The sequence below is a fragment of the Enterobacter sp. RIT637 genome (genome assembly GCF_019718755.1).
Classification (GTDB): Bacteria; Pseudomonadota; Gammaproteobacteria; order Enterobacterales; family Enterobacteriaceae; genus Enterobacter.
In genome coordinates, this window is sequence record NZ_JAIHAZ010000002.1 from 28,707 (window position 1) to 53,873 (window position 25,167).

Annotated in this window: 19 protein-coding genes and 1 pseudogene; 10 read left to right on the top strand and 10 right to left on the bottom strand. The window is 49.4% G+C overall.

The features are described 5' to 3' along the window. The first annotated feature begins 40 nt into the window (after positions 1-40). The 3 genes from K5E19_RS03790 to K5E19_RS03800 all read left to right on the top strand — a co-directional run bounded on the left by K5E19_RS03790 (position 41) and on the right by K5E19_RS03800 (position 3,401). The gene (locus K5E19_RS03790; protein ID WP_221550055.1) at positions 41-781 is read left to right on the top strand and encodes a response regulator; all 741 of its coding nucleotides are present in this window, start codon (positions 41-43) and stop codon (positions 779-781) included. Then, complete coding sequence (locus tag K5E19_RS03795; RefSeq protein ID WP_221550056.1) at positions 778-2,073, top strand: HAMP domain-containing sensor histidine kinase; 1,296 nt, start codon at positions 778-780, stop codon at positions 2,071-2,073. Before K5E19_RS03790 ends, K5E19_RS03795 begins: the two co-directional genes overlap by 4 nt. Positions 2,074-2,210: 137 nt before the next feature. Continuing rightward, positions 2,211-3,401 carry a cytochrome c biogenesis protein/redoxin gene (locus K5E19_RS03800; RefSeq protein ID WP_221550057.1) on the top strand — a complete coding sequence of 397 codons (1,191 nt, stop codon included), beginning with the start codon at positions 2,211-2,213 and terminating at the stop codon, positions 3,399-3,401. An 8-nt stretch (positions 3,402-3,409) separates the two neighbouring features. Here K5E19_RS03800 and tam read toward each other — a convergent pair whose 3' ends face one another. Beyond that, on the bottom strand, positions 3,410-4,168 hold the full coding sequence (tam, locus tag K5E19_RS03805; protein WP_221550058.1) for a trans-aconitate 2-methyltransferase: 759 nt from the start codon (positions 4,166-4,168) through the stop codon (positions 3,410-3,412). Positions 4,169-4,252: 84 nt separating this feature from the next. Further along, on the bottom strand, positions 4,253-4,837 hold the full coding sequence (locus K5E19_RS03810; protein WP_221550059.1) for an NUDIX domain-containing protein: 585 nt from the start codon (positions 4,835-4,837) through the stop codon (positions 4,253-4,255). 86 nt (positions 4,838-4,923) lie between these two features. Here K5E19_RS03810 and K5E19_RS03815 point away from each other — a divergent pair, with 86 nt between their 5' ends. Next, a complete protein-coding gene (locus K5E19_RS03815) occupies positions 4,924-5,697 on the top strand; it encodes a DeoR/GlpR family DNA-binding transcription regulator (protein WP_221550060.1) in 774 nt (257 codons plus the stop codon). Between the two features lie 100 nt (positions 5,698-5,797). After that, entirely contained in the window at positions 5,798-7,090 is a 1,293-nt protein-coding gene (locus K5E19_RS03820; protein ID WP_221550061.1) for a glycoside hydrolase family 28 protein, read from the top strand. Between the two features lie 11 nt (positions 7,091-7,101). Here K5E19_RS03820 and K5E19_RS03825 read toward each other — a convergent pair whose 3' ends face one another. After that, positions 7,102-7,464 carry a DUF4406 domain-containing protein gene (locus K5E19_RS03825; protein ID WP_221550062.1) on the bottom strand — a complete coding sequence of 121 codons (363 nt, stop codon included), beginning with the start codon at positions 7,462-7,464 and terminating at the stop codon, positions 7,102-7,104. A gap of 134 nt (positions 7,465-7,598) precedes the next feature. After that, positions 7,599-7,979, bottom strand: coding sequence for a VOC family protein (locus K5E19_RS03830; protein ID WP_221550063.1), 381 nt, complete (start codon positions 7,977-7,979; stop codon positions 7,599-7,601). A 269-nt stretch (positions 7,980-8,248) separates the two neighbouring features. On the opposite strand from K5E19_RS03830, the gene K5E19_RS03835 reads away from it, so the two are divergent. Continuing rightward, entirely contained in the window at positions 8,249-8,494 is a 246-nt protein-coding gene (locus K5E19_RS03835; RefSeq protein ID WP_221550516.1) for a hypothetical protein, read from the top strand. Between the two features lie 260 nt (positions 8,495-8,754). Here the strand turns inward: K5E19_RS03835 and K5E19_RS03840 are convergent, their stop codons facing one another. Next, positions 8,755-10,182, bottom strand: coding sequence for a hypothetical protein (locus K5E19_RS03840; RefSeq protein ID WP_221550064.1), 1,428 nt, complete (start codon positions 10,180-10,182; stop codon positions 8,755-8,757). After that, positions 10,179-15,131: an AAA domain-containing protein gene (locus K5E19_RS03845; protein WP_221550493.1), complete on the bottom strand. Its 4,953-nt coding sequence runs from the start codon at positions 15,129-15,131 to the stop codon at positions 10,179-10,181. Before K5E19_RS03845 ends, K5E19_RS03840 begins: the two co-directional genes overlap by 4 nt. Before the next feature lie 501 nt (positions 15,132-15,632). Between K5E19_RS03845 and K5E19_RS03850 the strand changes: the two genes are divergently transcribed. Beyond that, positions 15,633-16,703, top strand: a complete 1,071-nt coding sequence (locus tag K5E19_RS03850; protein ID WP_260411615.1) for a hypothetical protein — start codon at positions 15,633-15,635, stop codon at positions 16,701-16,703. Positions 16,704-16,804: 101 nt separating this feature from the next. Here K5E19_RS03850 and K5E19_RS03855 read toward each other — a convergent pair whose 3' ends face one another. Together K5E19_RS03855 and K5E19_RS03860 are read right to left on the bottom strand one after the other, a co-directional pair. Beyond that, complete coding sequence (locus K5E19_RS03855; protein WP_221550065.1) at positions 16,805-17,788, bottom strand: hypothetical protein; 984 nt, start codon at positions 17,786-17,788, stop codon at positions 16,805-16,807. Between the two features lie 184 nt (positions 17,789-17,972). Continuing rightward, positions 17,973-19,949 carry a TIR domain-containing protein gene (locus tag K5E19_RS03860; RefSeq protein WP_221550066.1) on the bottom strand — a complete coding sequence of 659 codons (1,977 nt, stop codon included), beginning with the start codon at positions 19,947-19,949 and terminating at the stop codon, positions 17,973-17,975. Between the two features lie 138 nt (positions 19,950-20,087). On the opposite strand from K5E19_RS03860, the pseudogene K5E19_RS03865 reads away from it, so the two are divergent. Beyond that, a pseudogene (locus K5E19_RS03865) lies at positions 20,088-20,207 on the top strand (DDE-type integrase/transposase/recombinase); the annotation flags it as partial. A 501-nt stretch (positions 20,208-20,708) separates the two neighbouring features. Here the strand turns inward: K5E19_RS03865 and K5E19_RS03870 are convergent. Further along, a complete protein-coding gene (locus tag K5E19_RS03870) occupies positions 20,709-21,809 on the bottom strand; it encodes an alpha/beta hydrolase (RefSeq protein ID WP_221550067.1) in 1,101 nt (366 codons plus the stop codon). Between the two features lie 160 nt (positions 21,810-21,969). Between K5E19_RS03870 and K5E19_RS03875 the strand changes: the two genes are divergently transcribed. Both K5E19_RS03875 and K5E19_RS03880 read left to right on the top strand, forming a co-directional pair. Continuing rightward, a complete protein-coding gene (locus tag K5E19_RS03875) occupies positions 21,970-22,884 on the top strand; it encodes an AraC family transcriptional regulator (protein ID WP_221550068.1) in 915 nt (304 codons plus the stop codon). Between the two features lie 324 nt (positions 22,885-23,208). Beyond that, the gene (locus tag K5E19_RS03880) at positions 23,209-23,796 is read left to right on the top strand and encodes a hypothetical protein (RefSeq protein WP_221550069.1); all 588 of its coding nucleotides are present in this window, start codon (positions 23,209-23,211) and stop codon (positions 23,794-23,796) included. 47 nt (positions 23,797-23,843) lie between these two features. On the opposite strand, the gene yjjJ is transcribed toward K5E19_RS03880, so the two are convergent. Continuing rightward, a complete protein-coding gene (gene yjjJ, locus K5E19_RS03885; RefSeq protein ID WP_221550070.1) occupies positions 23,844-25,148 on the bottom strand; it encodes a type II toxin-antitoxin system HipA family toxin YjjJ in 1,305 nt (434 codons plus the stop codon). Positions 25,149-25,167 lie beyond the last annotated feature (19 nt).

Consider the following 25,167-nt stretch of genomic DNA (forward strand, 5'->3'; position numbering starts at 1 on the left):
TGCTATTTTCAATCCGTTACCCTTCATTCTGGAGCTTGCGGTGGAGCATATTGATCATATCCTTGTCGTCGATGACGACAGGGATATTCGTGAACTAATTGTCGCTTATCTCATTAAATCCGGCTATCACGCCTCCGGCGCGGCGAACGGTAAAGAGATGCATGCGGCGCTTAATAAACAGCACGTCGACCTGGTTGTGCTGGATGTGATGATGCCGGGCGAAGACGGTCTGACGCTGTGTCGACAGCTGCGCAGCAGCAAGCATAAAGATTTGCCGATACTGATGCTGACGGCCCGCAACGAGGAGACGGACCGGATCCTGGGGCTGGAAATGGGCGCCGACGATTACGTGGTTAAACCCTTTGTTGCCCGCGAGCTTCTGGCACGCATCAAAGCCATTATGCGTCGTTTTCGCACGATGCCGCCCAATATGCAGGTCACCGAAGCAGGGCGGTTGGTTGAGTTTGGCGACTGGCAGCTCGACACCATTGCTCGTCATCTTATCGACCCGGAAGGCACGATCGTGGCACTTAGCGGTGCGGAATATCGCCTGCTGCGCGTTTTCCTTGACCATCCCCAACGCGTTTTGACGCGCGACCAGCTGCTGAACCTGACGCAGGGGCGAGATGCCGAACTGTTTGAACGTTCGATCGATCTGTTGGTGAGCCGCGTCCGCCAGCGTCTGAATGAAGATGCGCGAACGCCGGCCTACATTAAAACCGTTCGTAGTGAAGGCTACGTTTTCACCATGCCAGTGACCATTAAAGAGGTTAACGAATGACTCTCTGGCCGCGCTCGCTGCTGACCCGGCTGCTGATTATTGTGCTGGTTGGGCTGCTACTGGCTAATGCGCTCAGCCTGACGCTGGTTATGGTGGAGCGCATGCGCAGCGCCCGCACGGTGATGTTGGGTAACCTGGAATATGATGTTGCTACCAGTGTCGCCATTCTTGACCGTCTTCCGGCGAATGAACGTCCTGCCTGGCTGGCGCGGCTTGACCGGGGAAATTACCGCTATATTCTTGGGCCGGGCGAACCGGGTGCGGCCCCGCAGGACAAGCGGTCGCAAGATGCTGTGCGCACCCTCAAAGAGACGCTTTCTGCAGACTACCCCCTTTATTTTACGGCCGTTGCCGGGCCGGTGTCGCACATTCAGGCGCATATCACCTTAAGCGATGGTGCGCCGCTTACGATTGATCTCATCCCCCGCATGCCGCCGGTCGCCAGCTGGCTACCCGTGGTGCTGATCTTACAACTGATGCTTTTGGCCACCTGTTCGTGGGTTGCCGTGCGTCAGGTGGTGCGGCCATTCTCGCAGTTTACTCGCGCGGTCGACTCCCTTGACCCGTCATCACATGCCGCCATGTCCGAGCAGGGGCCGATCGAGGTGCAGCGCGCCGCTCATGCCTTTAACGCCATGCAGTCCCGCATTCAGGCTTACCTCCGCGAGCGCGGGCAGATCCTGGCGTCCATTTCACACGATTTGCAGACCCCGATAACCCGTATGAAGCTGCGCGTTGAAATGGCCGAACAACCTGAACTGCGTGACAAGCTGCTTAACGACCTCGACAACATGTCGCGTTTGGTTCGGGAGGGTATTGCCTATGCCCGGTCATCAGAAATTCTTGAAGAAGCCACGGTGAAGATGGAGTTAAACGCCTGGATAAACACCCTTGCCAGTGATTATCAGGATGTCGGTAAGAACGTGCAGTTTCAGGCAAGCGACGAAAGGCTGCCCATCGTCACTCGCCCCCAGGCGCTGCGGCGGGTAATGACCAATTTGTTGGACAATGCGCTTAAATTCGGTGATTACGCCGAGATTGAAATTGAGCCTCAGGCAGAACAGGTTGTTATCCATATCAAAGACGGCGGGCCGGGAATTCCTGATGCCGAACTTGATGCGGTATTACAGCCTTTTTATCGTATTGAAACGTCCCGTAACCGCGATACGGGAGGAACCGGGCTTGGCCTTGCCATCGCGGCGCAGCTCACCGCGCAGCTGGACGGAAAACTTCACCTGGCCAATCGCACCGAAGGGGGGCTGGAGGTGTCCGTCACGCTGCCGCGGCGATGATTGTACGGCTTTGTATCTACTTTCCGTACGGATACGGTGGCAGACAAATCGCGCAGATTTGCACATCATCTGAACACATCAGTACGTTGAAATAACCTCACTGCAGCTACGCAGCCAATCTGTTATGTGAGGTCGTTATGTTTCTGATTATCGCTTTTTTAGGCGGGATGATTAGCCTGCTGAGTCCCTGTACGCTCCCCGTTATTCCACTGCTGTTTGCTGGCTTTCAGGGGCAGCGGCGGCACATCGCGGCGCTTCTCGCGGGCATGGTTGTGATGTTCACCCTGGTGGCCCTGGCGGTCACGGCTGCCAGCGAGTGGATCGTGCAAGCCACCCTGGTAGGACGCTGGATCGCACTCATTATTTTGGCCACCGCAGCCCTTGCACTGATTTTTCCGCAGATTGCTCAGCGTATTGCCACACCCGCGGTCCACGTCGGAAATGCGCTGAATACCCGAAGCGGACAAACGCGCGGGATGTCTGCCGCATTTCTGGCCGGGCTCGCGGTTGGCCTGCTCTGGTCTCCCTGTGCGGGCCCCATTCTTGGCGCGATCTTCAGCATCAATATCGCGGGTCACTCGCCCCTTACCACCGGCACGCTGCTCATCGCCTACGGAAGCGGATGCGCGCTGATGCTGGGGTTGCTTGTTGCCGGAGGCCGTAAGTTGATTCAGCCGTTAAGGGCGAAATCGGCGCTAATGGAACGACTGCGTCAGGCGGCAGGTGCAGTGATGTTGGCCGCGGTGGCATTTAACGTCACGGGGATGACGTCGGCCTTAAAAGGGGCAAACGGCATCGCCGATCGGCTCGAAAACGTACTGTTAAACCTGGCAAAACCCTCGACCTCAACCGTGAAATTGCAGCCCGTGGTGGAAACCGCGCCGAGCAGTGAATTACCGTCATTAAGCGGCGGCACGGGATGGCTAAATGGTGACCCTGTCACGTCTGAGTCACTGCGAGGGAAGGTGGTTCTGATCGATTTCTGGACCTGGGACTGCATTAACTGCCAGCATACGCTTCCCCACGTCCGGGACTGGGCCAACAGGTACCAGTCTCAGGGACTGGTGGTGATTGGCGTGCACACGCCAGAATATCCATGGGAAAAAACGCTTTCGTCCGTAAAAAATGCGGTCAATAAATGGCAGCTTCCGTACCGGGTGGTGGCGGATAATCACTATCAAATCTGGAACAGATTTGGAAACCAGTACTGGCCCGCGCATTACTTCTTTGATGCCAAAGGACAGCTACGCTATACCTCATTCGGCGAGGGTAACTACGACAAACAGGAGCAGGTCATTCAACAGCTTCTGAAAGAAGCCCGCTCCTGAATGCCACCTCAAGGCTGACGCTGAGCGACGATGAAAAGCCGTGGAAACGCCAGCAGTATCTGCCCATTCTCCTGGAGCGGATACTGCTCTTCCAGCAGTTCCTGATAGCGTTTCAGGTAGGCTTTTCGCTCGCTTTCATTGAGATCCTGCAGCCACGGACGCAATCCCGTGGCGCTGACCCAGTCGATAATGGCTTGGTGGGAGCTCATCTTGTGGAAATAGGTGGTCCGCCAGATATCCACCTCGCACCCGGCCTCCGTCAAAATATCATAGTAGGCATGCACGCCCGGTAGCGGCTCGCGGCCACGGTCGGGATACCCTTGTTCGTAAGCCACTTCGCGCATTGAAACATGCGTAGGTTCAAGCCAGTTGTCGGGCATTTGAATCGCCAGCACGCCGTTCAGGCGCAGCAGCGAAACCAGGTGCGGCAGCAGATCGTAGTGGTCCGGGATCCACTGCAAAGAGGCGTTGGCGTATATCACATCGAGCGGCTGGTGTGGTGTGTACTGGCGGATATCCGCTTCCACGAAATGGCAGTCAGGCAGCGCGCTGCGCGCTTCCTCCAGCATGGCGGGAGAGTTATCCACCCCCGTTATGTGTGCCGATGGCCAGCGCTGCTTCAGCAATGCGGTACTGTTGCCCGGACCACACCCCAAATCAACGATTGTGGACACCCCATCCAACGGCACGCGCGCCAGAAGCTCGGCGGCAGGGCGTGTGCGTTCCGCGCCGTATTGCAGGTAAAGAGAAGGATTCCAGTCGGCCATTTTTGCAGCTCCATTTCAGGGGATTAGGGGAAGAATAGCACAGACAAATACCCGCGCAGCGGCAGGTATTTGACAATGCGATGTTTATAAGATCCCTTTCAGGGCGACGTGGTAAATCAGCATGATGGTTTTGCCGTCTACAATTTGGCCGGTCTCAATGCCGCGGAGCGCCTCGTCCAGCGTCACTTCAAGCACGTCGATATCTTCCCCCTCTGACCTGATCCCGCCACCTTTACCGGTTTGATCCCGAGGGTGGTATTCCGCCAGGTAGAAATAGAGTTTTTCCGTTACCGAGCCGGGGCTCATATAGGCTTCGAAAATTTTCTCTACATGCGACACCGTAAACCCGGTCTCTTCTTCGGCTTCCGCTTTAATGCGGCTTTCAGGATCCATATTGTCGAGCAGCCCGGCGGCGGCTTCTATCAGATCGCCTTCATGGCCGTTAATAAACACCGGAAAGCGGAACTGGCGAGTGAGGATGATCGTTTTTTTGTCGCGATTGTAGAGGAGTATGGTGGCTCCGTTGCCCCGATCGTACACTTCGCGGCTTTGGCGCTGCCATTCTCCGTTGCGGTGGCGTTTATCAAAGGTATATTTTTTCAGGATGTACCAGTTATCGGAAAGAGTTTCGCTCTCGATAATGCGGATATCTGCGCGTTCTGTTTGCACGTTCGGCTCTCCTTACGTAGAGTTAAGAATATAAACAGCACTATCGTGCACCCTCAAGATAAAACATGCAACATCAGGAAAATCCGATGCTCACCAGTCAGCGAAAAAAATTGATTCTGGAAAAACTCGAAGCGGAAGGTCAGGTACAGTCGACGGCGCTCAGTATCCATTTTTCAGTATCTGAAGACACCATCCGGCGCGATCTCCGCGAGCTGGCGGCAGAAGGGCGTTTGCAGCGCGTACACGGCGGGGCGCTGCCGTCATCTTCAGCGGTGGTCCCCTTTGCCGAGCGTAAAACCGTGAAGATGGATGCCAAGAAAAACGTTGCCCGTAAAGGCGCTCAGCTCATTTCGTCAGGACAAGTGGTGATTATCGACGGCGGCACGACCACCGCTGAGTTAATCACGTTTTTGCCCCCAGACCTGCAGATTACCGTCGTCACGCATAGCCCGAGTATTGCGCTGGGTCTGGTCGAGCACCCTTTGATTGACGTTATCCTGATCGGCGGACGTCTGTACAAGCACTCGATTGTCACCGTGGGTGCGGCAGCTATCGAAGGCATTGGGAACATACATGCGGATCTGTTCTTTATGGGGGTAACGGGCATTCACCCTGAGGCAGGGCTGACGACGGGCGATTTCGAGGAAGCGAGCATCAAACGTGCATTTTCCGGCAGAGCCGCGGAGACCATTGTGCTGGCTTCTCCTGAAAAGATTAATACCGCCTCGTCATTTGCGATTGGCGATGTATCGCTGGCGAATACGATGGTTGTGGAAGATGACACGGACAAGGCCTGGATAAAGGCGATAACAGAGAAGGGCGTGACGATCGTTAAAACCTCCGATCGGACACAGGAATAACCGGTTTTCTGCCAGCTTTTTGGTCATGCTGTCCTTGCGGTAAAGGTTATTGATTACGCGAGTTCTTATACTGCTGATTTTCAACAGTATAAGGACTTCCATGACAGATATTTCAGTTTTAACGTTCGGGGCAGATCCCAGTGCTGAACGTATTTCAACTGCGGCTATCCAGCAGGCTATTGCGAAAGCGCAGCCTGGCGACAGCGTGGTGATCCCCGCAGGCCGTTATCTTACCGGCGCCATTTTTCTTAAAAGCGATATCACGCTGCATCTGGCGCAGGGTGCGGTGCTTTTAGGCAGCCAGCACCTGGAAGATTACCCCGTGATCGACACTCGGGTTGCCGGCATTGATATGCGGTGGCCAGCAGGCATGATCAACGTGATTAATGCGCAGAACGTAAGCCTCACCGGAACGGGCACCCTCGACGGTCAGGGGCGGATCTGGTGGCAGCGATTCTGGGGTGATGATGAACGCGGCGGCATGGTTGGAGACTACAGCGCCAACGGTTTACGCTGGGTGGTGGACTATGATTGCCAGCGGCCACGCAATATTCTGGTGTATGAAAGCAAGAATATCCTGCTCACAGATTTCACCAGCTGCGAGTCCGGTTTCTGGAATGTGCACCTTTGTTATTCCCGCGATGTGGTAGTCGATAACGTCAGTATCATTAATTCAGCGGGGCCAAGCACCGATGGAATCGACATTGATTCCTGCGAACAGGTTCGGATTGAGCGCTGTACGGTTTCCTGCAATGACGACAATATCTGCATTAAGGCGGGCCGCGGGCGCGAAGCCGCGCAAAAAGCCCGTACGGCCAGGGACATTGTTATTCGGGAATGCGTGTTGAACAAGGGATCTGGCATCACCCTGGGCAGTGAAACCTCCGGTGGGATCGAGCACGTACTGATCGAAAACAACCGTTTTAACGGCACGGGCGTTGGGTTTCGCATCAAGTCAGCCCGCAATCGCGGCGGGTTTATCCGCCACATCACGGTGCGGAATTTGCAGCTCGATGATGTGCGTTTCCCCGTTCTTATCCAACTGAACTGGTTCCCGCAGTACAGCTACGGAGATAGTGGCAACCTGAAGGATAAGCCGGAGCACTGGCGCAAACTGGCTGACGGGGTAGAAGGAGAGGCGGGTCTGACTGAAGTGAGCCACCTGACGCTTAGCAATATCACCGCGCGCCGTTCAGGCAGCAACTTATTCTCACGTGCGTTTTTTATCGAAGGCTATCCGGACCGTCCTGTCTGTGGGTTAACGCTGGACAATATTTCCGTCGATGCCACCGAGTTTGGGAAAATATCGGGTGTTGAGGGATTGCGTTTCAATAATGTCCTGGTCACCGCGAACGGACTCACGCAGGACATAAATGATAGCTACGAGCGCTGATGGGTATTCGGTCAGGCTTGAGGAATGCTCTCTAAGCTGGTGTAGACCTGAAGACCACGCTTGCGCGCGACCTCAATATCCATATCTGCGCCTTTTGATGCACCTTCGATGCGATAAATCGCGTCGCATTTACCAATGAGGCGATGGGCAACGGGATACAGCATCGCTTCACTGATTTCATCATGCAATGAGGTTGACCCAGCGGCCTTAGCCAGCGGCAGGGCGAGCCATTCTCCAATGACCGGGATGTGCCCACGTTCGTACACCGCAAGCGCTGCGTGTTCTAATCTCGCCAGATTGGCGTCGATACGTTCCTGAATACCCTCCGTACCGCTGCGATAGGGACCGGCGATTAAAATCAACTGTTGAGTCATATCTACCTCTGTGAATGATGATGCATGTTATTGCGCGGAAATTGCCTGTTTAGCAATGTCTTTAAAAAATAACAGGCATTATCATGCAAGATCAAGTGAAATCATGTATGCACTTCACAGAAGTAACGGCAATGTCAGTCCGGCAAGTCGCTTTCAGGGGCATGACAAACCGCCTCGATGTTATGACCATCGGGCGCAATGACAAACGCTGCATAATAATTTCTGCCGTAGGATCGTAAACCCGGCGCGCCGTTATCCTGCGCACCAGTGCGTAATGCGGCATTGTAGAAGTCATCAACTTGCTGGCGCGTTGTGGCTACAAAGGCGATATGCAATGGTGCTGGCTTATCATGTGTCTGATACAGGCAAAGTGAAACGTCGCCGGAACTCATTTCGACGCCGTAGTCTGGTGTGCCTTCATCGACAATGTTTACGCCAAGCGGCCGCAGGGCTTCGAGGAAGAAGGTCTTACTTTTTTCATAATCGCTTACGCCGAATTTAACATGGTCAAACATTTGAGCCTCCATCAGACATCAGTGAAATATGGAGTATAGAAGCGGAGCGTGATTATGGCGGTTTGGGTGCTGGATAATGCGGGGTTGGACGCGTTCGTTGACGAGCACAAGGATGACCATACGATGCTGGATTTTGCCATAATTCATATCAGTGCGCATAATGTATATTATGTTAAATTTAGTCCGTCGTCCATTTAGTTCATAACCACCCGCAGACCACGATCAATCATACACTTACCTGTCCCTCCATCTTCTTCTTGCAGGACGTTATGTTTGCTGGTTACTTTGTTCATACACATACTGTTTATGAGGATAAGTGCCGCGTGTTCACACTCACACAACTCAATCTCAACCAACGGCAGCGTTTGTGGGCACTGATGGATACTCACACGCGCCAGCCGCTGTTATATCCATTAGTGTATCTTATAGACCATCTTGCTTTTCGTTCATCAGCCACGCAATCCGCTTTGGCGGTTGAGGTAAATCTTGCGACAGGTGTTCAGAACGGCTACTGAATTGAACCTTACACACCGGCCTTCACCCCATAAACATGATTTTTGTGTCCAGAATTTATGCTTATACAGCCACCTGCTGTGTGAGCGCTGATTTAAGAGCCAGGGTGACGATGACTAAGTTTTACAGGAATAGAGTTCCATTTGGTTTAGACGGAACTATGACCTATGGATACCGGGACCAGATTCACAGGCGATAGTGGCTTCACGCTTACCAACAAAAGGGCAATTAATTGCCCTTTTTAATCAGTCTGCAACAATTTCTAAACCATTGCTGAAATCGCGCCACAGTCATGAGGCTTATCAAAACCAGAGGTGCTTTTGACATATTCAGTAATCAGCGCACCAATAATCTTAACTGCATCTTTGTTCGTTGTAATGAAGCCCAATGGCATAGTCACAGGCAGCGTTTCTGGTTGAGAAATATGATAGATAACGGCACATAACTCATCCTCAAGATGAAGAATCTCAACATTACCATCTAACAGTCCTTCAACTAGCCCTTTAGCGCACGCGTGGAATTGCCCAAGTTCATGCTTCCACTGCCTTGCAACCCGGGCATCAGTTGCATCTTGGACGGGTACGTATAGCACCGGTTTATACAGCCGCTTATCCTTCGTAGCCGACCTGTTAAGAAAATCGCTCAGGCTTGAGATAAATCGGGCGCTCTTTGACCAGTAGGGATCTGATGGAGCTAACCAAACGAACGGGCTACCGCCATAATCGGTTTTGTCTCTGATACGCTGATTGAGCACCGGTGCCAGAGCTTTCTGCAGCGTTTCCCAGTTGTCTTTAGAATAAACCGGACCTAAAAAAGTCGTCCTGCCTGAGTCTGAGTATTCTTCCAGTGCCTGCATATCCTTGATAAATAATGGATTAAGCTGATTCGTTTTAGAATCAAACAGCTTAAGCGTAAGATCATCGTTAATGGATACCATGGCCTTAAAAATACTCATGGTATTGTTATGCCGTGATAACCTAGCTATCTCAACAGCCATTAACTCATGAACACATTCCGAACTGTTTAACTGTTCATAGTCTTCACGCTCGACAGCTTTACCATCGTTATCCATTTTAAATTCCGTTGTTAAACGGAGCGGTATTTGCCGCAGCTTATTAACAGAATTAACGGTATAGATAGAAGGTTGTTCTTTTCCGCCCTGAACTTGTAGGTGAGACAGATAACCTTTATCCAGGATTTGATTAAACTGGTACTGAAAGTGCTTCTCAACCAGTTTCTCACTTTGAGAAATGTTGCTGTCATCAACCTTTAATGTTAACCCTCCCCTCCAGTGATCCTGGAAAGTCTGGTTGCTGAAGCAACTAAATGTGGCTAAATCAAAGGATAAGGTGCCGCCACTGTCCTGGATAGTTGAAAGGTGCGGTATCTCGCCAACCTCTGAAAAATAGCCATTTGATTTGTCTGTTAAGGCCATTCTACCATCTGAGGAGAGCGTCAATTCACCACGCTGCACAAGATCGGAAATCGCCTCCTCTGTCTCACGGTGGGTCAGGCCGAAATAGGTTGCTATTTGAGCTTTGCTCATCGAGGCTACATGAACAAGTCTCAGCACAAACTCCCGGATGAATGGCAGCCCCTTCTGGGAAACATAGGAAAACTGAATGTTAAACCTCTGTGCGGGCAGCAGGAAGTCAACCTCGTGATAGGTTACTTTGTTATCAGATATCATTTCTTTTTGCCTCCCTGCTGAGCGGAGAGGAACCTGTATCCAGCTTCCTGACCTCGTTCAGCCATATAACTTACAACGGAGCCTAATGGCAGTTCTTTATTGTTTCCCTTCCAGATATCGGCATTACCCACAATCAACAGGCGATCCATTGCGCGTGACATCGCAACATTTATACGGTTTGGAGCGCGTAAAAAACCTGGACTATGCTGCTTATCCGAACGCGTCAGTGACAGGATGATGATCCGGTTTTCCTTGCCCTGATAACTGTCAACAGTGTCAATTTTAACAATGCCCTTAAATCCCTCGCTCCAGATTTCCTGATTGAATTTCTGACGGAGCAGCCGCTTTTGTTCGGCATACATACATATCACGCCAATAGCGGCTTCATCTTTGTTAACGAGCTTTGAAAGCTGAGCGACAAATTCTTCATTCTCTGACACTTGTTTAAGAACAGAAATAACCTCGTCAGCTTCACATCGGTTGTAAATGCTTGTTCCGCGATCTTCAAGATGATGTGCCCTGTGGCCCAGATTAGCAGTATCAAGCCAGGTTACGACGCTACATAACGCTTCTGGAGCTTGCCGATAGACATCCGGAATTGCCCGTTCTCCATTCAGAAGCTTCCTGTCATAGAACGTCTTCGATACGAGATCACCAATCGGTGGAGCCATACGATACTGGGTCAGCAGAGCTGCACTCGCTTGCGCACCATAAGCAGAGTTGAAGGCACGAGCAAAGTCACTTCGTAATACCTCGTCAATTTCAGTGCGGGAGTTATTGATACCCAGCTTCCTCGCTAATGCCGCCTTGTGGGCATCTGAGTACAATGGGGGAAGCTGCAGGTGGTCACCCACCAACAGGACACGTCGGGCCGACTGCATAGCAATAGCCAGTTCGCTTGCAATCGAGCGCGCCGCCTCATCAATGATCACCCAGTCGTAGATATTCTCCTGAATGCCAATGTGCCCCTGTCCAATACCAACGCATGTACCAGCCACTAACTGCCTGGAGCGCGAATAAAACTCGTCTAGGTTCACTCGCTCTCCCGACATAGCATCCTGCATATCACGTGAGATTTTAGCTAATGCCTTTACTCGTCTTGCCTCATCAGGTCTGACACCATACTCTGTACACAGCTTGGAAATCAGAATGTCTTTTGCTGCAGAAACCTTCGCGCCTTTATCTAGGTTAATCCCATATTCCTGACTCAGTCTGGACCGGATGGAAAAATCGAGTTCGACTGCAATATCTTTCAGTTCACCGATCTCTTTTGAATCCGTCAAATCATTAACCTGATAGAGCAATTTCTCAAGGTGATCGATTTGTCTGAACAACCTGAGCTCAGCAAGTACTACACCCGAAATAAATCCCGGCTCCAGACCAATGGCTTCACTCAACGCTTCAACACGGTACTTAATTTCAGCATTGAACAGTTCGCGCTTCTCAGTTGTGATTGCATTTGAGTACACATCTTTCAGGCCAGGGGAAACAGCCCCTTCCCGGTTGCTGAACCTGACAACATCCAGCTCTGTACCAAGCCGGGAACAGTGCTTTCTGATACGCTCGGCCGCTGTATTCACAGCCTCGTGTGACTGGCTGACCAGTAAAATGCGTTTGGTATTCTGTTTCTCGATCAGGTAGTGGACAAAGGCCGCGATGAACTCGGTTTTACCGGTCCCCGGTGGCCCCTGAAGCAGGGATAGAGGGCCATTATTGACCAGTTTGTTAAACGCCTTTCTTTGCTGCTCATTCAGACTGATCTTATTCCCGTGCTGATCTTCACGGTCGTATCTGGCAAAATCGGTATCGCTGAGAGTGATACCATAATTTTGAGCCACCTGCTTGCAGGATGGGTCGAACAGATCAATTAAGTCAGGCAGCACACTTTCTCGATCTAGGAGACGTTCCAGTGCGCGTTTACGTTTCTGATAAGACGCCCGATCCTGCTTTGTACGGAAGAAGACAATATCAGAATCCTTCAGCCTGTAGGCTGCCGAACGCACTTTGACCAGACGGATCTCTTTGAGCTCTGACTTCTTAAGTGACACCTCACCTATAAATCGCTCAACACCTTCCTGATCGACCTGTAAGGCTTCGACTTCATCACTACTTCTGAAAGAGCCAAGTGGATCAACGTCTGTAGAGTAAGGGAGAAGAAGCTCTCCGGGAGCATCTGCAACCGGGACCACCTCTCCGCTGACTTCAATGTTTGGATAGGATTCTGTTTCAGTATCCAGAATGGCGCGCCACAGCTTCACCGTAGGAATTTCCAGCACTTCTTTTAAAGCCGGTTCAAGCGCCTGCTTATCAAGTCTTGCAAAGGCATCTTTTAGCTGAAGCGTAAGCGGGTCCTGTTCCTGAACGTCTTCAGGTGCGGCAATCAACTCGATTGCCCGCGCAAAAGATTCTTCTTCATTAAGCAATGCTGTCAAGGCCGACATATCCTGCGGACTGCCGGGAATAATCCTGATGCCAGTACCAATTTCGAACTGGCTTTCATCAATATCTTGCTTACGAATTGTGGCGCGAACCCATGGCCTGAAGCCATGAATCAGCGTTTTCTGCTCTTTGTGGAACACTGCAGTGAAACCGCCACCTATCCCGCTGAAAGTTACTTTTACTTCAGCTGGGGCTTTAGGATTTGGTTCAACTTTGACATACAGATGCCCGTTATCTGGCAGGACAGAGATGATTTCATCGGCATTTCCTGCTGTTATCTCTATCAGGGCTTGTTCTGACGCCAGGTCATTACTGTTTATCGCTTTTTTAAATCGCCCTAAATCCTTAAACCCAAAAACCAAGTCTTCCAACTCAGCTCGGATGGCATTCGCAATAGTCTGATGAATGTCTGATTCCTGCCCCCATGACAAACCTAACAACTCGCAGGACATTTTCATCACTGCATAATTGTCGCGTTCAAAGGAAGTACAATTATCGATGTATTCAGGGCTGTAGCTGTGGTTTTTAGGTTCGTCACCGGATGGTGAAAAATCGGGGATATCGATGAGGAAAAGCGAACGACTCTGTGTCCCAAGCATCACATTGCCAGGATGGATGTCCCCGTGAGAAACACCCAGACCGTGTAAGTGCTCAACGGCGGCGACGAACTTACCAATAAGATCGATTTTTTCATCATCGGGGACCAGCATTTTATCCCAGGTATCTCCATGTACCTGATCCGTGAGCATATAGAGACTTGATGATTTTGATGCGATACCGAATTCACGAATTTCAGGAAGATACGTTGGTTTAACTAAAGAAAGCTGCTCAACCTGCTTTAAAAACTTCAGAACCTGGAAGTTAATTGACGGATCGTCTCCCTGCCCCCCCACGTTCAGCCAGGCCTTCACGAGCCTTCCACCCGAGATATAGACTTCCTTGTCAGATGTTTCGACCAGAAAGTCACCGTCTTCCCGGTACTGACGAGAGTGATTGATAGCATGCCGGTAAGAATCAAGCTCAGTATCATCAAATGTTGGGATAGCCTTGCCAGCAGGTTCGGCTTGTTTCAGGGCATCAAAAAATTCTGTCGCGGAAGTAAATTTTGCAGCAACGGCATCCAGTAATACATATGAATACCAGTGCTGGCTGTTTAGCATACTGTCCTGTACTTTCTCCAAACTCTTTGGCGACATGCGCGTACCGTTTAATAAATGCCAGGCCACAAGGCCCAGGGCATGAACATCCTGCTGAAAAGGCGTAAGCTCGCCCTCATCAAGCATGTCTTTTACCCCGACTGCACCTACGGATAAAAGCTTACGGTAATCGCCTACCGTTCCGGCTGGTCGGTAGTAAGCCGAAATAAAGTTCGAAAGGGCAACTTCTTTTGAAGGTGAAATCCACAGGCTGTGATCGGCTATATCCCTGTGCGCAATTTTCATCTCATGGAGATCACTAAACTTCGCAATGAGCAGTTTCACCACGTTCAAGCGATCCATATCAGAAAAGGCCTTACCATATTTTCCGATAAACTCATTAAACCGGACATGGCCCGGCGGAAGTTCATAGACTTCACTGTACTCGGCCGTGACCTCGTCTTTCTGGAAACTCGTCAGAGACCTGAGACAGTGGTTATAAAGGTCACGGTTCTGGTGATTGATGTGCTGTAACACTTCGCGCTCACGTGAAACGATCTGAGCTCGTCCTTCCGGGGTATTCGCTTTCGTTCCCGCGATATTCTTAAAATTCCACACTCTGAGTAGCGCTTCGCTGTTCGCTGATATCTCAGATTTTGCCAAATATTCGCGATACACCTTTTTAGGGTGTTCGAAAATCATATCCTTAGCCTCGTAGCCATTAACTCTCAGGGCTTTTGGCGCCGTCTGAGGCCCTAGGAATAGATTATCAAAAAGAGGAAAATCCTTGTTAAGAACTTCGGAACCTCGGTGCGGTTTGAAGTAGTTATTGAATGTCCTGCGATCGGCAAATTTCAGAAAATCTTTTAACGAGATCGTATGGTGAAGTTGTTCCTCCGGCAGCGCGCTGAAGTCCGCATTGCCGGTCATCACAACAAAGAAATGAACAATCGGGGTATAGCCTTTGTTCGTAAAACGGTTTGCCAGACGCTTGAGTTTGTTGTCTAGCATGAATTTTTTGCCACGGGTCACGCTTACGGGCGAGCGCCCCATGTTCTTGTCACCCTTATACCAAGTATCTCCGCGCGCGGTTACAGGCTGATGGTTCCAATCTTTCAGTTCAACAATGATCACGTTGCAGTGTGTGACAATAACTAAATCGAATTCACCCTCTTTTTTGGCCTCAACAAATCGAAAACCTGCATAACCTTTCCAGGGGAACATTCCATTTCCGGTAAAACCATAGCTTTGTAGCTGCTCGCCAATTGAACCGCCACGGACAGGCTTGTCAGGCTTAGATACGTTGGCTGAGAAAGCAGCCTTTATTTTCTCGATAGCCAACACTTCCTGCTCTTGTAAGCCACCATCCCACATTTCTACTTCCAACGAAGTTCCCCTTAGATTTCAGTTTAAATTTGCTTAGAAAGTCAGGCCATTTATTCTGGTCAGTAACGGATGAATCGGACTAATTGCTATCTATGTTACTATTAAACATAGATTTTTTAATATCATCATTTGTTTGAAGCACAGACGGGCTCAATAGTGAAGTTCAATAGTAAGCTAAAGCGTGCCAAAAGAGGCCATCCTACATGCTTCTGTGGCTTGTCAGCTTCTACTACGCATTGTAAACAAAGAGATAGCTGTCCTGTGACATAAAATACGGCAACATTTCTCCATAGCAACAGCAAGGTCCGCAACTCGGTGATAAGAAACTCTACTCATTGATGCTTATCAATTCTAAGGCTCATTACCCACCGCGTAGACCAGAAAAGAGGCTAAAGCAGAAAGGAGCTGCCTGCCAACGGTATACCCCCTTGCTATCGCGGAGTGAAGATCTACCAAAGTCAACCATGCTAAAATCAGCTTTTTATCCTCATGGGTATTATCACTATGCGATTGAGTAAACTCCCCGGATATGGTCTTCCAGAGCTGGCTTTCTGGCCGCAACCCAAATACGAAAGAAATGAATGGTCGGTTTATTGCCTAAAGCTTCGCACAGACGGAACTCTCGCTTGGTACAGACACTTTGTCGATAGAGGGACAGAATACCGCGCATATGGTGACGACTATCATAGTTACGTACTTGCTAAAGAAAGAGCGATAGAACTGAACAACGGTGTGGATTTTAACATTGATGATCTACCACTCTCACCGGAAGAGAAAGAGTCTCTACATTTAAAAGTGGACAAGGCACTCACAGCTAAGAAACGATTGATGGATGAAGAAGAATTGATGCTGAGTGTTGCCATGAAAAGGCACACAAAAGACCCACGGTTGTCATCTGATAAGCTAATTATCAAGCCTGTCAATGAGAATATACGCCAGTCTCTTTTTGAGGCGCTAAGCACTATGCCATATCTGCATTTTGTTACTCTATCGACCTTCCGCGTATATCTTCAACTTACAGGACCTAATACTTGGGAATGGTCGAATGCCGGAGCAAGAGAAGCAAAAATCGGTTATAAGGAACGTATCGCCCGAGGTTTTGGTTTATCAGGAGCTGCCCATTGGGGTAAAACGAAAGCAACTATTCGCTCAATGCTGCTTCCTCAAGCAAATAAATTGCTACAACATGCCAGCGTGAAACGAATGCTGGATGAAGCTCTTTGTAACGGCCAAAAGGTACTCGTCTCCGGGAATTTTGTTTTCTGGTTCGAAGATAAAGATCAAATTGGGTGGAGCGTTAAAGCGGTGAATGACAGCGAAATCACCTCAAGCGGCAATACTCTCTGGAAAGAGGGGACAATCATCTCCAAAAACCACGGCCGCATTGTCGTTCTACCTTATACGAAAGAAAGTGGTGAGCATGTTAGAGGCTACACAAAGAACGCACCGAATGACGGCAATGCACTTCCGAGGCATAAGACTGAGTATGTTGAGCTTCCCTTTGAAGTTTTGGACGGAGATCTGATGATTGGATTACTCGGTGAGCTAAATTACGAATAGTCCTCGTTGGAATTTATCAGGCGGGGATGTCTACCCGCCTTAGTTTACTAACCAAAATTGTCCGGTCTTAGTTTTCATAACACGATGAAACAGCGGCGCATTTATGCACTCGATAAATTTTTATTGTTAATATGTTGCTTCAATTCATTCTCAATCTCAAACCGTGTTTTCAAAACGGATAGATGAGGTTTAAACTCAATCCAACTACTATTTGATAGATTTGTTAATCTTTCTGATTCACCTAAACCAAGAGCAACTGCGCTGAACATTGGACCAACTATCGGAGTAAACCCAAGAACTGAACATACTTTCCCAGCAAGGGTGGAAAACCTATTAACAGTTTGATGCCTAGAGTTTTTAAGGTTGCTATCCAAAGCTAATTCATAAAAGTAGCTTTTTGATTGACTCGCATTGGCCTTTAGAATAGAGGTAACTTTAGCACCATATTTTCTGGTGTCTTTATCTTGCTTAATATGGTGCAATAAATCGATACTGCTTATTTCAAAATCAGGAACGATCAATTCAGCACTATGCATTATTGGATCTGAGAAATTGACGATGTTTTTACTCACATTGTGATATTGGGGATCAATTTCACAAAGTCTCTTCATAATCAACCTTCGCCCATTTGATGAAATAACCTCCGCTCCATACCTAAGTGAAAGTTCAACATCACAAACCACTTGGAATAATATTTGTTTCTTAGCATGCTTAGGAATATTTGTTAGGACTCTGGCAATAACTGGATCTGTCAGTACCCAATCAATATAGCTCTGATGTTCTATATAGTCTATTCCAATGGAGGAAGGCCTAGAAGGCATTCTTAATCCAAAATCAGGATGATAATATTCTTCGTCTAACCAAAAACTGTTAGAATCTGGTAATGGATTGTCGACAGGAGAAAAAATGATCTCATCATACAAAGTAAATAATGTTAAAGATAACCTAGATATCTCCTCGCTGTTATTGCCCCATAAAGTTTTGTAATAGCCATGGTTTTGACCAAACGAATCCCCCGCTAATTCTTTAGCGAAAAATTCCTGAATCGCTCCAGAATATGGAAAACTTAAAATTACTTTGCTCAAATTAACTCCAAAAATCTAGCGCAGCATTCAGCGACTTGTCTGCTACAATGCTTCGTTAACAATTGATTGTAATCCATATTTGACGAAATACTGTTCCATCATCTCATCACCTTGAAACTCACGGGCTAACCTATCAGCCGCAGGACGCTTAGCCTCATTGCGACAGGTCGACAGGGGCAAACTACTACTTGCCCAAAAGCTCATGCACGCAATTGTGCATTGCCTGAACATTCCTAACAGAGATAGTGGGCAGCTTGCGCGCCTGAGCTGGGACAATCGGAGAGTCATCTAGATTGAAAAGCCATACCTTAATCTTGCCATATTCCTGCTGATTTATTGCCAGACTCATTTCGTCATAACACCATGGGCTCTGGGCATACTGACGGCTCCAAAGAACTGCACAAACATCGCTGCGAAGAACCGCTTGCTCAATGGTTGCTGTGATCATCTGATCTGACCTGATCTCATCGTCACCAACTAGGACCTCAATACCCTCTTTTACTAGCACGGCCCGTAGTGCATTCGCCATTTCGGCGTCCTGATGAGCAAAACTAACAAAAACCATTTTCGGTCTCTCTAAGAGACGGCTCGGCTGCATTCGATCTAACATGAGTCGATTAGCTATCTCAATCGTATGTTCAACACCATCGACGTCGCACAAAACGCTTGGGTCAAAACCTGGATTAAGTCTCGACCAATCTCGGCGCTCGTATGAGCGCTTCGCCACTCCACCGAGGAATGCAAACGGAATGATCGGAAGGCCCCTAGCCTCAGCAAGATGCAAAAGTGTACTAGCCGTTTGCGAAACCTTCCCTCCCAGAGCAACAACCACATCAGCTTTCTCCAGCGCCTGAATCTGGGCCAAAAACCAGGACTGGAACCATGCATCTTCCTCATTGCCCTCTGGACCAGGGTAGTTCCAATCCTGGATTACGAGGCCAGGTCGTCCAAGCGTTTTGCGTAGAAGGCATCGCTTTTCCTCAACTGTTGGATGAGTGGGACTATGGAACTGGATTAATCCACCACACTTAGAGTCCGCATAGCCCATTGCTGCGTAGTAGTCGACCGAATCAGTAAATGGGCTGCATATAAGTAGCTGTGCTCCCGCTTTCGCGAGAACATGCCCAAGGGTCAACGACGCCTTGTTCAAACGTGGGAGTTCAGCATCAACATCTGCGGTCTCACCGGTGTGACCACCTATAACGAATACAGATTTCACCCGAGAATCAAGCTGCACATGTGACGATGGCGATAATGCGACCTGCGCCAATTCTTCCTCAGCTCCGAACATCCCAGCTTGGACAGTGTGAATAAAAAACGAAACAGCGTTTCTAGCAGACAAATTTCGAAACTTACCTTTAGCTGTGTCTTCAATTTTTTCTTTTCGAGCGTCCGCGTAGTCAGAAATGCCGCGGATGGCCACGGTTCGTGGAGCCGGAGTGCGAACAGTCGCGGCATCGTATACACCTGCCGACTCCATTTCGAGGGCCGCAACCTTACGATCATGTTCACGGATGATCCAATCCACAAAACCCTTGCCTTTACCTACTGCTGGGCCGCTGGCCAACTTACGGTCATCACCGGCAAAGAGCTTACAGCTACCTCGTAGGATCAGTTCATTGCTAGCAAGGGCAAGCTGTACCTCTTCTGAAATGAGTTCAGCCTTGGCAAACTGAGTGTCTTGCTGCCAACGTTTGTAATAGTCGCCACTGGTGTGTGCGAAAAATTGAAACCTATTGAGTAGTCTCAAGGAGCTTTGAAATTGGTTACCTGAGGTAGTAAAACTCCAGTTTTTACCTTCCCCATGGGTCGCTGAATTTGCCATGTACTCATTCACAGTGTCCGGTATAAATACATCGCCAGGTTCCATGTCGTTTACCAGTGATCCTGCTATGCCTAGCACCACGATGTTGGCAGGATTCAGCTTCTCGATAAGTGCTGAAGTAAGACTAGCGGATCGGGTATTGCCCATTTTTCCTGCCGGGAACACAGCAACTTCGAAGCTTCTGTTAAGAACAGGCGAGTCGATATTGCCGAAGAAACCTGTCAGTGCAACACCTACCTGCTCTTGTGATTTAAAATCTGATCCTAGCATATCTATAACGACATCAAACTCCTCGCTTAGAGCCACGTAAAGCAAGATATCGATAGCCTTACCCATACTTATTACCTTCCTAAAGTTGATGTAGGTGGCTGGATCTGCAGCGCGCAGCAACCACTAAACTGAAACGTTCGTGTTGTTCTTAAAATCAATAGCTTGAATTTTATTGCACTTTATCAAATTCATTAAGCGGTAAGTGTGACGGACATAACCTACATCCGAACCCACGAAGGCTGGCTGTATCTGGCCGTGGCGGTTGACCTGTTCTCCCGAAAAGTTATCGGCTGGTCAATGCAACCCCGCATGACAAAAGAGATTGTCTCGTATGTCGGAATTCTTTTTCTGAATGGATCAGGATATCGGGTCAGGGACAAAGGCCTCATGCAAATCCAATCAACCCTGACAATGCTACCGCCCTCAGAGAGCTGTTCTGATTAGGTTTTGGTGTATCTAAATGTTACTAAGATTCATAAATTATTCAAGAAGACAATCAGATACAACCTAAATCTTGATTTGCCGGGTTATACGATTAATTTGGGAAATGCTGTAACTAAGTAAGTTGCCGAGAAATGCACATTAGACGCCCATTTCCTACTAGTTCATGAAGTTATCTGGAGGTAGACTCAACTATATATTGTGAATATACATTGAAATCATGTGGATAGTTAAACTTTGGTTTATGAACTAAATTCCCTTACAACATAAGTTAAATTGAATGTGGACACCAGAACCACAGCCCAATCAAACCCCTTCACCGTTACCTTCCCTGACACCTCAGTGCAATGGCCATTTGGCCACTGCACCTGTCAACTGATGGAGTTATCGTTTATTGAGATATTTGTTGAAGAATGCCGTCATGTTATCGAACGGGATTTTATCCATACGATCATATAAATCAACGTGCGTGGCATCTTTAACAATCAGAAGCTCTTTGGGCTGATTTGCCGCTTCATAAGCCGTTTTGGAGAAGTAAAGCGAATGCGCTTTTTCGCCATGAACAAACAGGATTGGACGCGGAGAAATTTCCTTAATGTAAGTCATCAGCGGGAAATTCATGAAAGACATCGGCGTTGTCACGGACCATGAGTTTCCTGAGTTGACGGCTCGTGGATGATAGCCGCGCTTCGTCATATAGTAGTCAGCATAGTCCACGAGGAACTGCGCTTCCCCACCCTTCAGTTTATTATAGGCTGGCTGGTACGCAGGTTTGCCGTTTGCTGCATCTTCCCAGCGCTGGAGGCTCATCTTCTCCAGCGCCTGCTCGCGTTGCTCCGGTGTTACGCTGTCATTGTAGCCTTTTGACATCACGCGGCTCATATCATACATGGTGCTGGCAACGACCGCTTTTACGCGTTTATCGACGGCAACAGCGTTCAGGGCAATACCTCCCATGCCGCAGATACCGATGACACCGATACGTTCACGATCCACATAGGGTTGCAGTCCAATAAAATCGACTGCTGCCATAAAGTCTTCGGTATTGATATCAGGTGACGCGATATTGCGGGGTTCACCACTGCTTTCACCGGTATAAGACGGATCAAATGCCAGCGTCACGAATCCGCGCTCTGCTAAGGTCTGAGCATAGAGACCTGAGGCCTGCTCTTTTACCGCGCCAAATGGCCCGGAAATCACAAGCGCAGCAAGCTTCTTGTTCCCGCGATCTTTAGGAAGATACACATCAGCGGCAAGCGTAATGCCGTAACGGTTTTTAAAAGTAACTTTTTGATGATCCACTTTTTCGCTCCTTGGGAAAGTTTTATCCCACGTCTGAACCAGACGGACTGAAGAATCTGCGGTGCCTGGTGCAGGCTGGGCGACCGCAGCTTCTGTTAAAATCAGAGCCATCGCTCCGGCAAGAAGTGCGCTATTTAAGAATCGCGTTGAAGATTTTGTCGTCATGCTATTAAAACCTTTCATTCAGTGAATTCAGGGTTGTTATTTTGGGTATCTTTAACGAAAGGTGTTATTGAAATACTCTGCATTATTTGCCCGATCCTCTAAACCTGATGCCAAAGCGTATATTTCAATTTTCATAACTGCTAAGTTGATTACGTCGTAAAATTTGAGGCAAAACAGAATGATTTCAGACAAGTTGGTTGCGAAACGACTCGGTAAGCTTTCCCAGGATATTGCTCAGCGCACGCCCGGTACCGGTGATTTCCCTACAGCCGTAGAAGGTTTGGAATTATTCCGGCGTAACGAACCCGCTCCTCCGGTAAGCTGCCTGGTCCCTCCCAGTATCGTTCTGGTGGCCGATGGCGCTAAGATCATGTGGGTTGGTGGCGAACCCTATGAATATAATGCGGAAAAATTCCTGATCACCTCTCTTGACCTGCCAGCCAGTTCGGAAGTATTACAGGCTTCGACATCCCGTCCCTGTGTCGGCGTCGCCTATAAACTTGACCAGCGCGTGCTGATGGAATTAATTGCACAGGGAAGCCTGCCGCCGGTTAAAAAAAGAGATGCGGGAACGGGGGTCGGGATTAGTACCATGACTGATGCTTTGCTGGAGCCCTTCTGCCGTCTGCTTTCTTTGCTTGACGAGCCTGAAGCCATTCCTGTTCTCGGGCCGCTGATTCAAAGAGAGATACATTACCGGCTTTTGATGAGCGATCAGTCCGATCATCTCAGACAGATTGCAGCAGTAGACGGCCATGGCTACCGTATCGGTAAAGCTATCGACTGGTTAAAGACCAATATTGCATCACCATTACGCGTAGAAGAGCTGGCGAGTCGGGTGCAAATGAGCACGCCCTCTTTCCACCAACACTTCAGGCAACTTTCGGGAATGAGCCCGCTACGGTATCAGAAATGGCTGCGCCTCAATGAAGCCAGGCGACTGATGCTGAATGAACATTATGATGTCACTACTGCGGCCTATGCGGTCGGTTACGAAAGCTTATCCCATTTCAGTCGAGAATATACCCGGATGTTCGGGGAATCACCTAAGCGGGATATTACTGCGTTGAGAAAGTCTGCCGGTAGGCTTTAGTCAATTTTGCACTGGCCTGACTCCCACGGTGAAATAGATATTTCGTTGATGAGATGTCTGGCACCATGCTCCGTTGCCAATACTAAGTAGTTCATTAAGTGTTCTTGAATTGAGGTAAGATTTACATTAAAAATACTCACTAAAGCAATGAGATATGACGTGCGTTTCTTATGAACTAAGATTAGTGCTGTCAACAACGCGTCGGCGTTTGTGGGGAGTTCACTCACAGGGACTATCCGCAATCCTCAGAATACCGTCCAATCCGGACGCTATGTGGTCGGTCTGTTGCAGTCATTTTCACCTAACTAAACGCCGAGTATTTAAATGTTTAAAGTCTTATCCCGTCGCCTGCAACACTGTAACGAGGTGGCTGCCAGTATCAGCAAAGCCAGCCCGGTAGAACTGCAACAGATAAAGACGCAGCTTGCCGATCAGATTGAGAAGCCAGTTGGGTTACATACTATGGGCATTCCGGCTGCGGTCAGCACCCTGGGAGTGATTGTCAGTTTCGCAATTCCACAGCTGTGGTTGGGGTATGGTGTAATCGCCGCACTTAACCAGCCAGCTGAACGCGTATTCGTGTGGGTTGTGCTGGTCGCCCTGCTCGTCGCTGGAATCAACGGCTTAACGATGTTCATGATTGGTAAAGGCAGCATGCGCGCCGTACGTTTACATCTCACACTTGCGATTATAAGCCTGGTATTAACGACAGTCTATTTGCTGGCCGCATTAAGCGATACACCGCTTCCAGGCGTGAGTCTCATTGCGGCGCTGGTGAGTGTCGTCATGTTACTCCTTAGCGGAAGCTGCATTCTTTCTACGTCTTTTTATAAAATGCTGTTATTCACTCTGCATAATCGAGCCTGGCGCAAGCTAATCATCCAGACTCGTGAAGTTCACACGCCTCGCTAACCATTACCCCTAAAAAACCCGCCATATCCTGGCGGGATTTATGCTCATTATCCCAGACGCGATATCCTTGCCCTCGCCTCGTCAAGATGTGCGCGTAACGCCGTAAAACAAGGTGCAAAGCTGGCAGAGAAACGGTCGCAATCGCGGGCTAAAGCAAAAAATCGCTCCGCCAACTCCAGCGCTTCACGCCAGGCATCCCCGTCGATCGCATCGAGTAGCGTTGCCGGACGAAGTGTATTCACGATTTCGCCACCTGACTTAGGCGCAAACCCCATGGGCAGAATGTCGTAGGCGGGTGCAAGATGATACGGACGGCCGTGAGCGCTGATGAACGACAGATTACCGTGATGCATGTCGGTATTGCCGATCAGCATCCCAAACGCCCATAGTCGTGCCGCGCCGGTCGCTGCGTCAGGGTGCACACACCCCTGCTTTACCAGCTCATTAACCAGAACGGGCCAGGCCTCTCTCGCCCGGCCTACAAATTCCGCCTCCAGGGCCCGCAAAGAAAAAAGACCTTTGCGGCCCAGTTGGCCAATGCGATCGAAACGAGGGATCTCAAGGAAGCGCTGCCCTGCGAAATCAAACACCTCGGTTTCTACCCCGAGCACGCTCAATGCAAAATGTTCAGTCAGGAGCAAATCTCGCCAGCGTTCGCTGATGGGGTTATCGTCTGCAGCCGTAAATTTCACAATGACGTGACCGCGTTCGGTATAGGTACAAAATTTGGGTTGCTCACCTCCAGCGGACGAACCCGGTACCTCTCCGGAACTCACGGCAAGAGCCAAAGACGGGTAAGCCGTAGCCCGATCCACCGCAACAGGCAGCGGCATCTCCACAAAATGGTTCCTCGCCTGTTCACCGATTAATACGTTCCCCACCGCATCGTGCCCATGAGCCAGCAAGGCCCTGATCACATCTGCGTCAGCCCAGTTTTCGGGATTTGCCGGCAGGCCAAGCTCGGATGAAAACCGGGACGCATAGGCGCGACCGAGATAACCCTGAGGCCGCATGTCAAATAACCACCAGGGAAGGCCGTCGCTATGAAGGCATACGTTGTCCGCTTGCTCCATCACAAACCCGTCCGGGTAAACCGGAATGAGTCTGCCCAGCGGTTTGACCTGCCCCTCTTCTGTTATGCGGTAAATGGGGGCCGAACTGAACCCCCGAAACGGATCACGCAGCACATAGTGAATAGATGGACCGGTGCCAATTCGAACAACCTCATCACCAAGCGCTTTCATCGCCCGCGAGACGGTTGGCTGACTAATGCCCATAATTTCAGTAAGTTGTCTTACTGACGTAGGGCCTTGCCTCAGCAGCTGTCGTATCGTTTCAGAGCGGTCTGTCATGAGTGTGAATCGCTTTATG

Excerpts from the sequence above, each read along its gene's own strand:
- K5E19_RS03795 (WP_221550056.1), top strand. The coding sequence starts at position 778 with ATGACTCTCTGGCCGCGCTCGCTGCTGACCCGGCTGCTGATTATTGTG.
- K5E19_RS03800 (WP_221550057.1), top strand. The coding sequence starts at position 2,211 with ATGTTTCTGATTATCGCTTTTTTAGGCGGGATGATTAGCCTGCTGAGT.
- tam (WP_221550058.1), bottom strand. The coding sequence starts at position 4,168 with ATGGCCGACTGGAATCCTTCTCTTTACCTGCAATACGGCGCGGAACGC.
- K5E19_RS03815 (WP_221550060.1), top strand. The coding sequence starts at position 4,924 with ATGCTCACCAGTCAGCGAAAAAAATTGATTCTGGAAAAACTCGAAGCG.
- K5E19_RS03820 (WP_221550061.1), top strand. The coding sequence starts at position 5,798 with ATGACAGATATTTCAGTTTTAACGTTCGGGGCAGATCCCAGTGCTGAA.
- K5E19_RS03825 (WP_221550062.1), bottom strand. The coding sequence starts at position 7,464 with ATGACTCAACAGTTGATTTTAATCGCCGGTCCCTATCGCAGCGGTACG.
- K5E19_RS03830 (WP_221550063.1), bottom strand. The coding sequence starts at position 7,979 with ATGTTTGACCATGTTAAATTCGGCGTAAGCGATTATGAAAAAAGTAAG.
- K5E19_RS03835 (WP_221550516.1), top strand. The coding sequence starts at position 8,249 with ATGTTTGCTGGTTACTTTGTTCATACACATACTGTTTATGAGGATAAG.
- K5E19_RS03840 (WP_221550064.1), bottom strand. The coding sequence starts at position 10,182 with ATGATATCTGATAACAAAGTAACCTATCACGAGGTTGACTTCCTGCTG.
- K5E19_RS03845 (WP_221550493.1), bottom strand. The coding sequence starts at position 15,131 with ATGTGGGATGGTGGCTTACAAGAGCAGGAAGTGTTGGCTATCGAGAAA.
- K5E19_RS03850 (WP_260411615.1), top strand. The coding sequence starts at position 15,633 with ATGGGTATTATCACTATGCGATTGAGTAAACTCCCCGGATATGGTCTT.
- K5E19_RS03860 (WP_221550066.1), bottom strand. The coding sequence starts at position 19,949 with ATGGGTAAGGCTATCGATATCTTGCTTTACGTGGCTCTAAGCGAGGAG.
- K5E19_RS03870 (WP_221550067.1), bottom strand. The coding sequence starts at position 21,809 with ATGAAAGGTTTTAATAGCATGACGACAAAATCTTCAACGCGATTCTTA.
- K5E19_RS03875 (WP_221550068.1), top strand. The coding sequence starts at position 21,970 with ATGATTTCAGACAAGTTGGTTGCGAAACGACTCGGTAAGCTTTCCCAG.
- K5E19_RS03880 (WP_221550069.1), top strand. The coding sequence starts at position 23,209 with ATGTTTAAAGTCTTATCCCGTCGCCTGCAACACTGTAACGAGGTGGCT.
- yjjJ (WP_221550070.1), bottom strand. The coding sequence starts at position 25,148 with ATGACAGACCGCTCTGAAACGATACGACAGCTGCTGAGGCAAGGCCCT.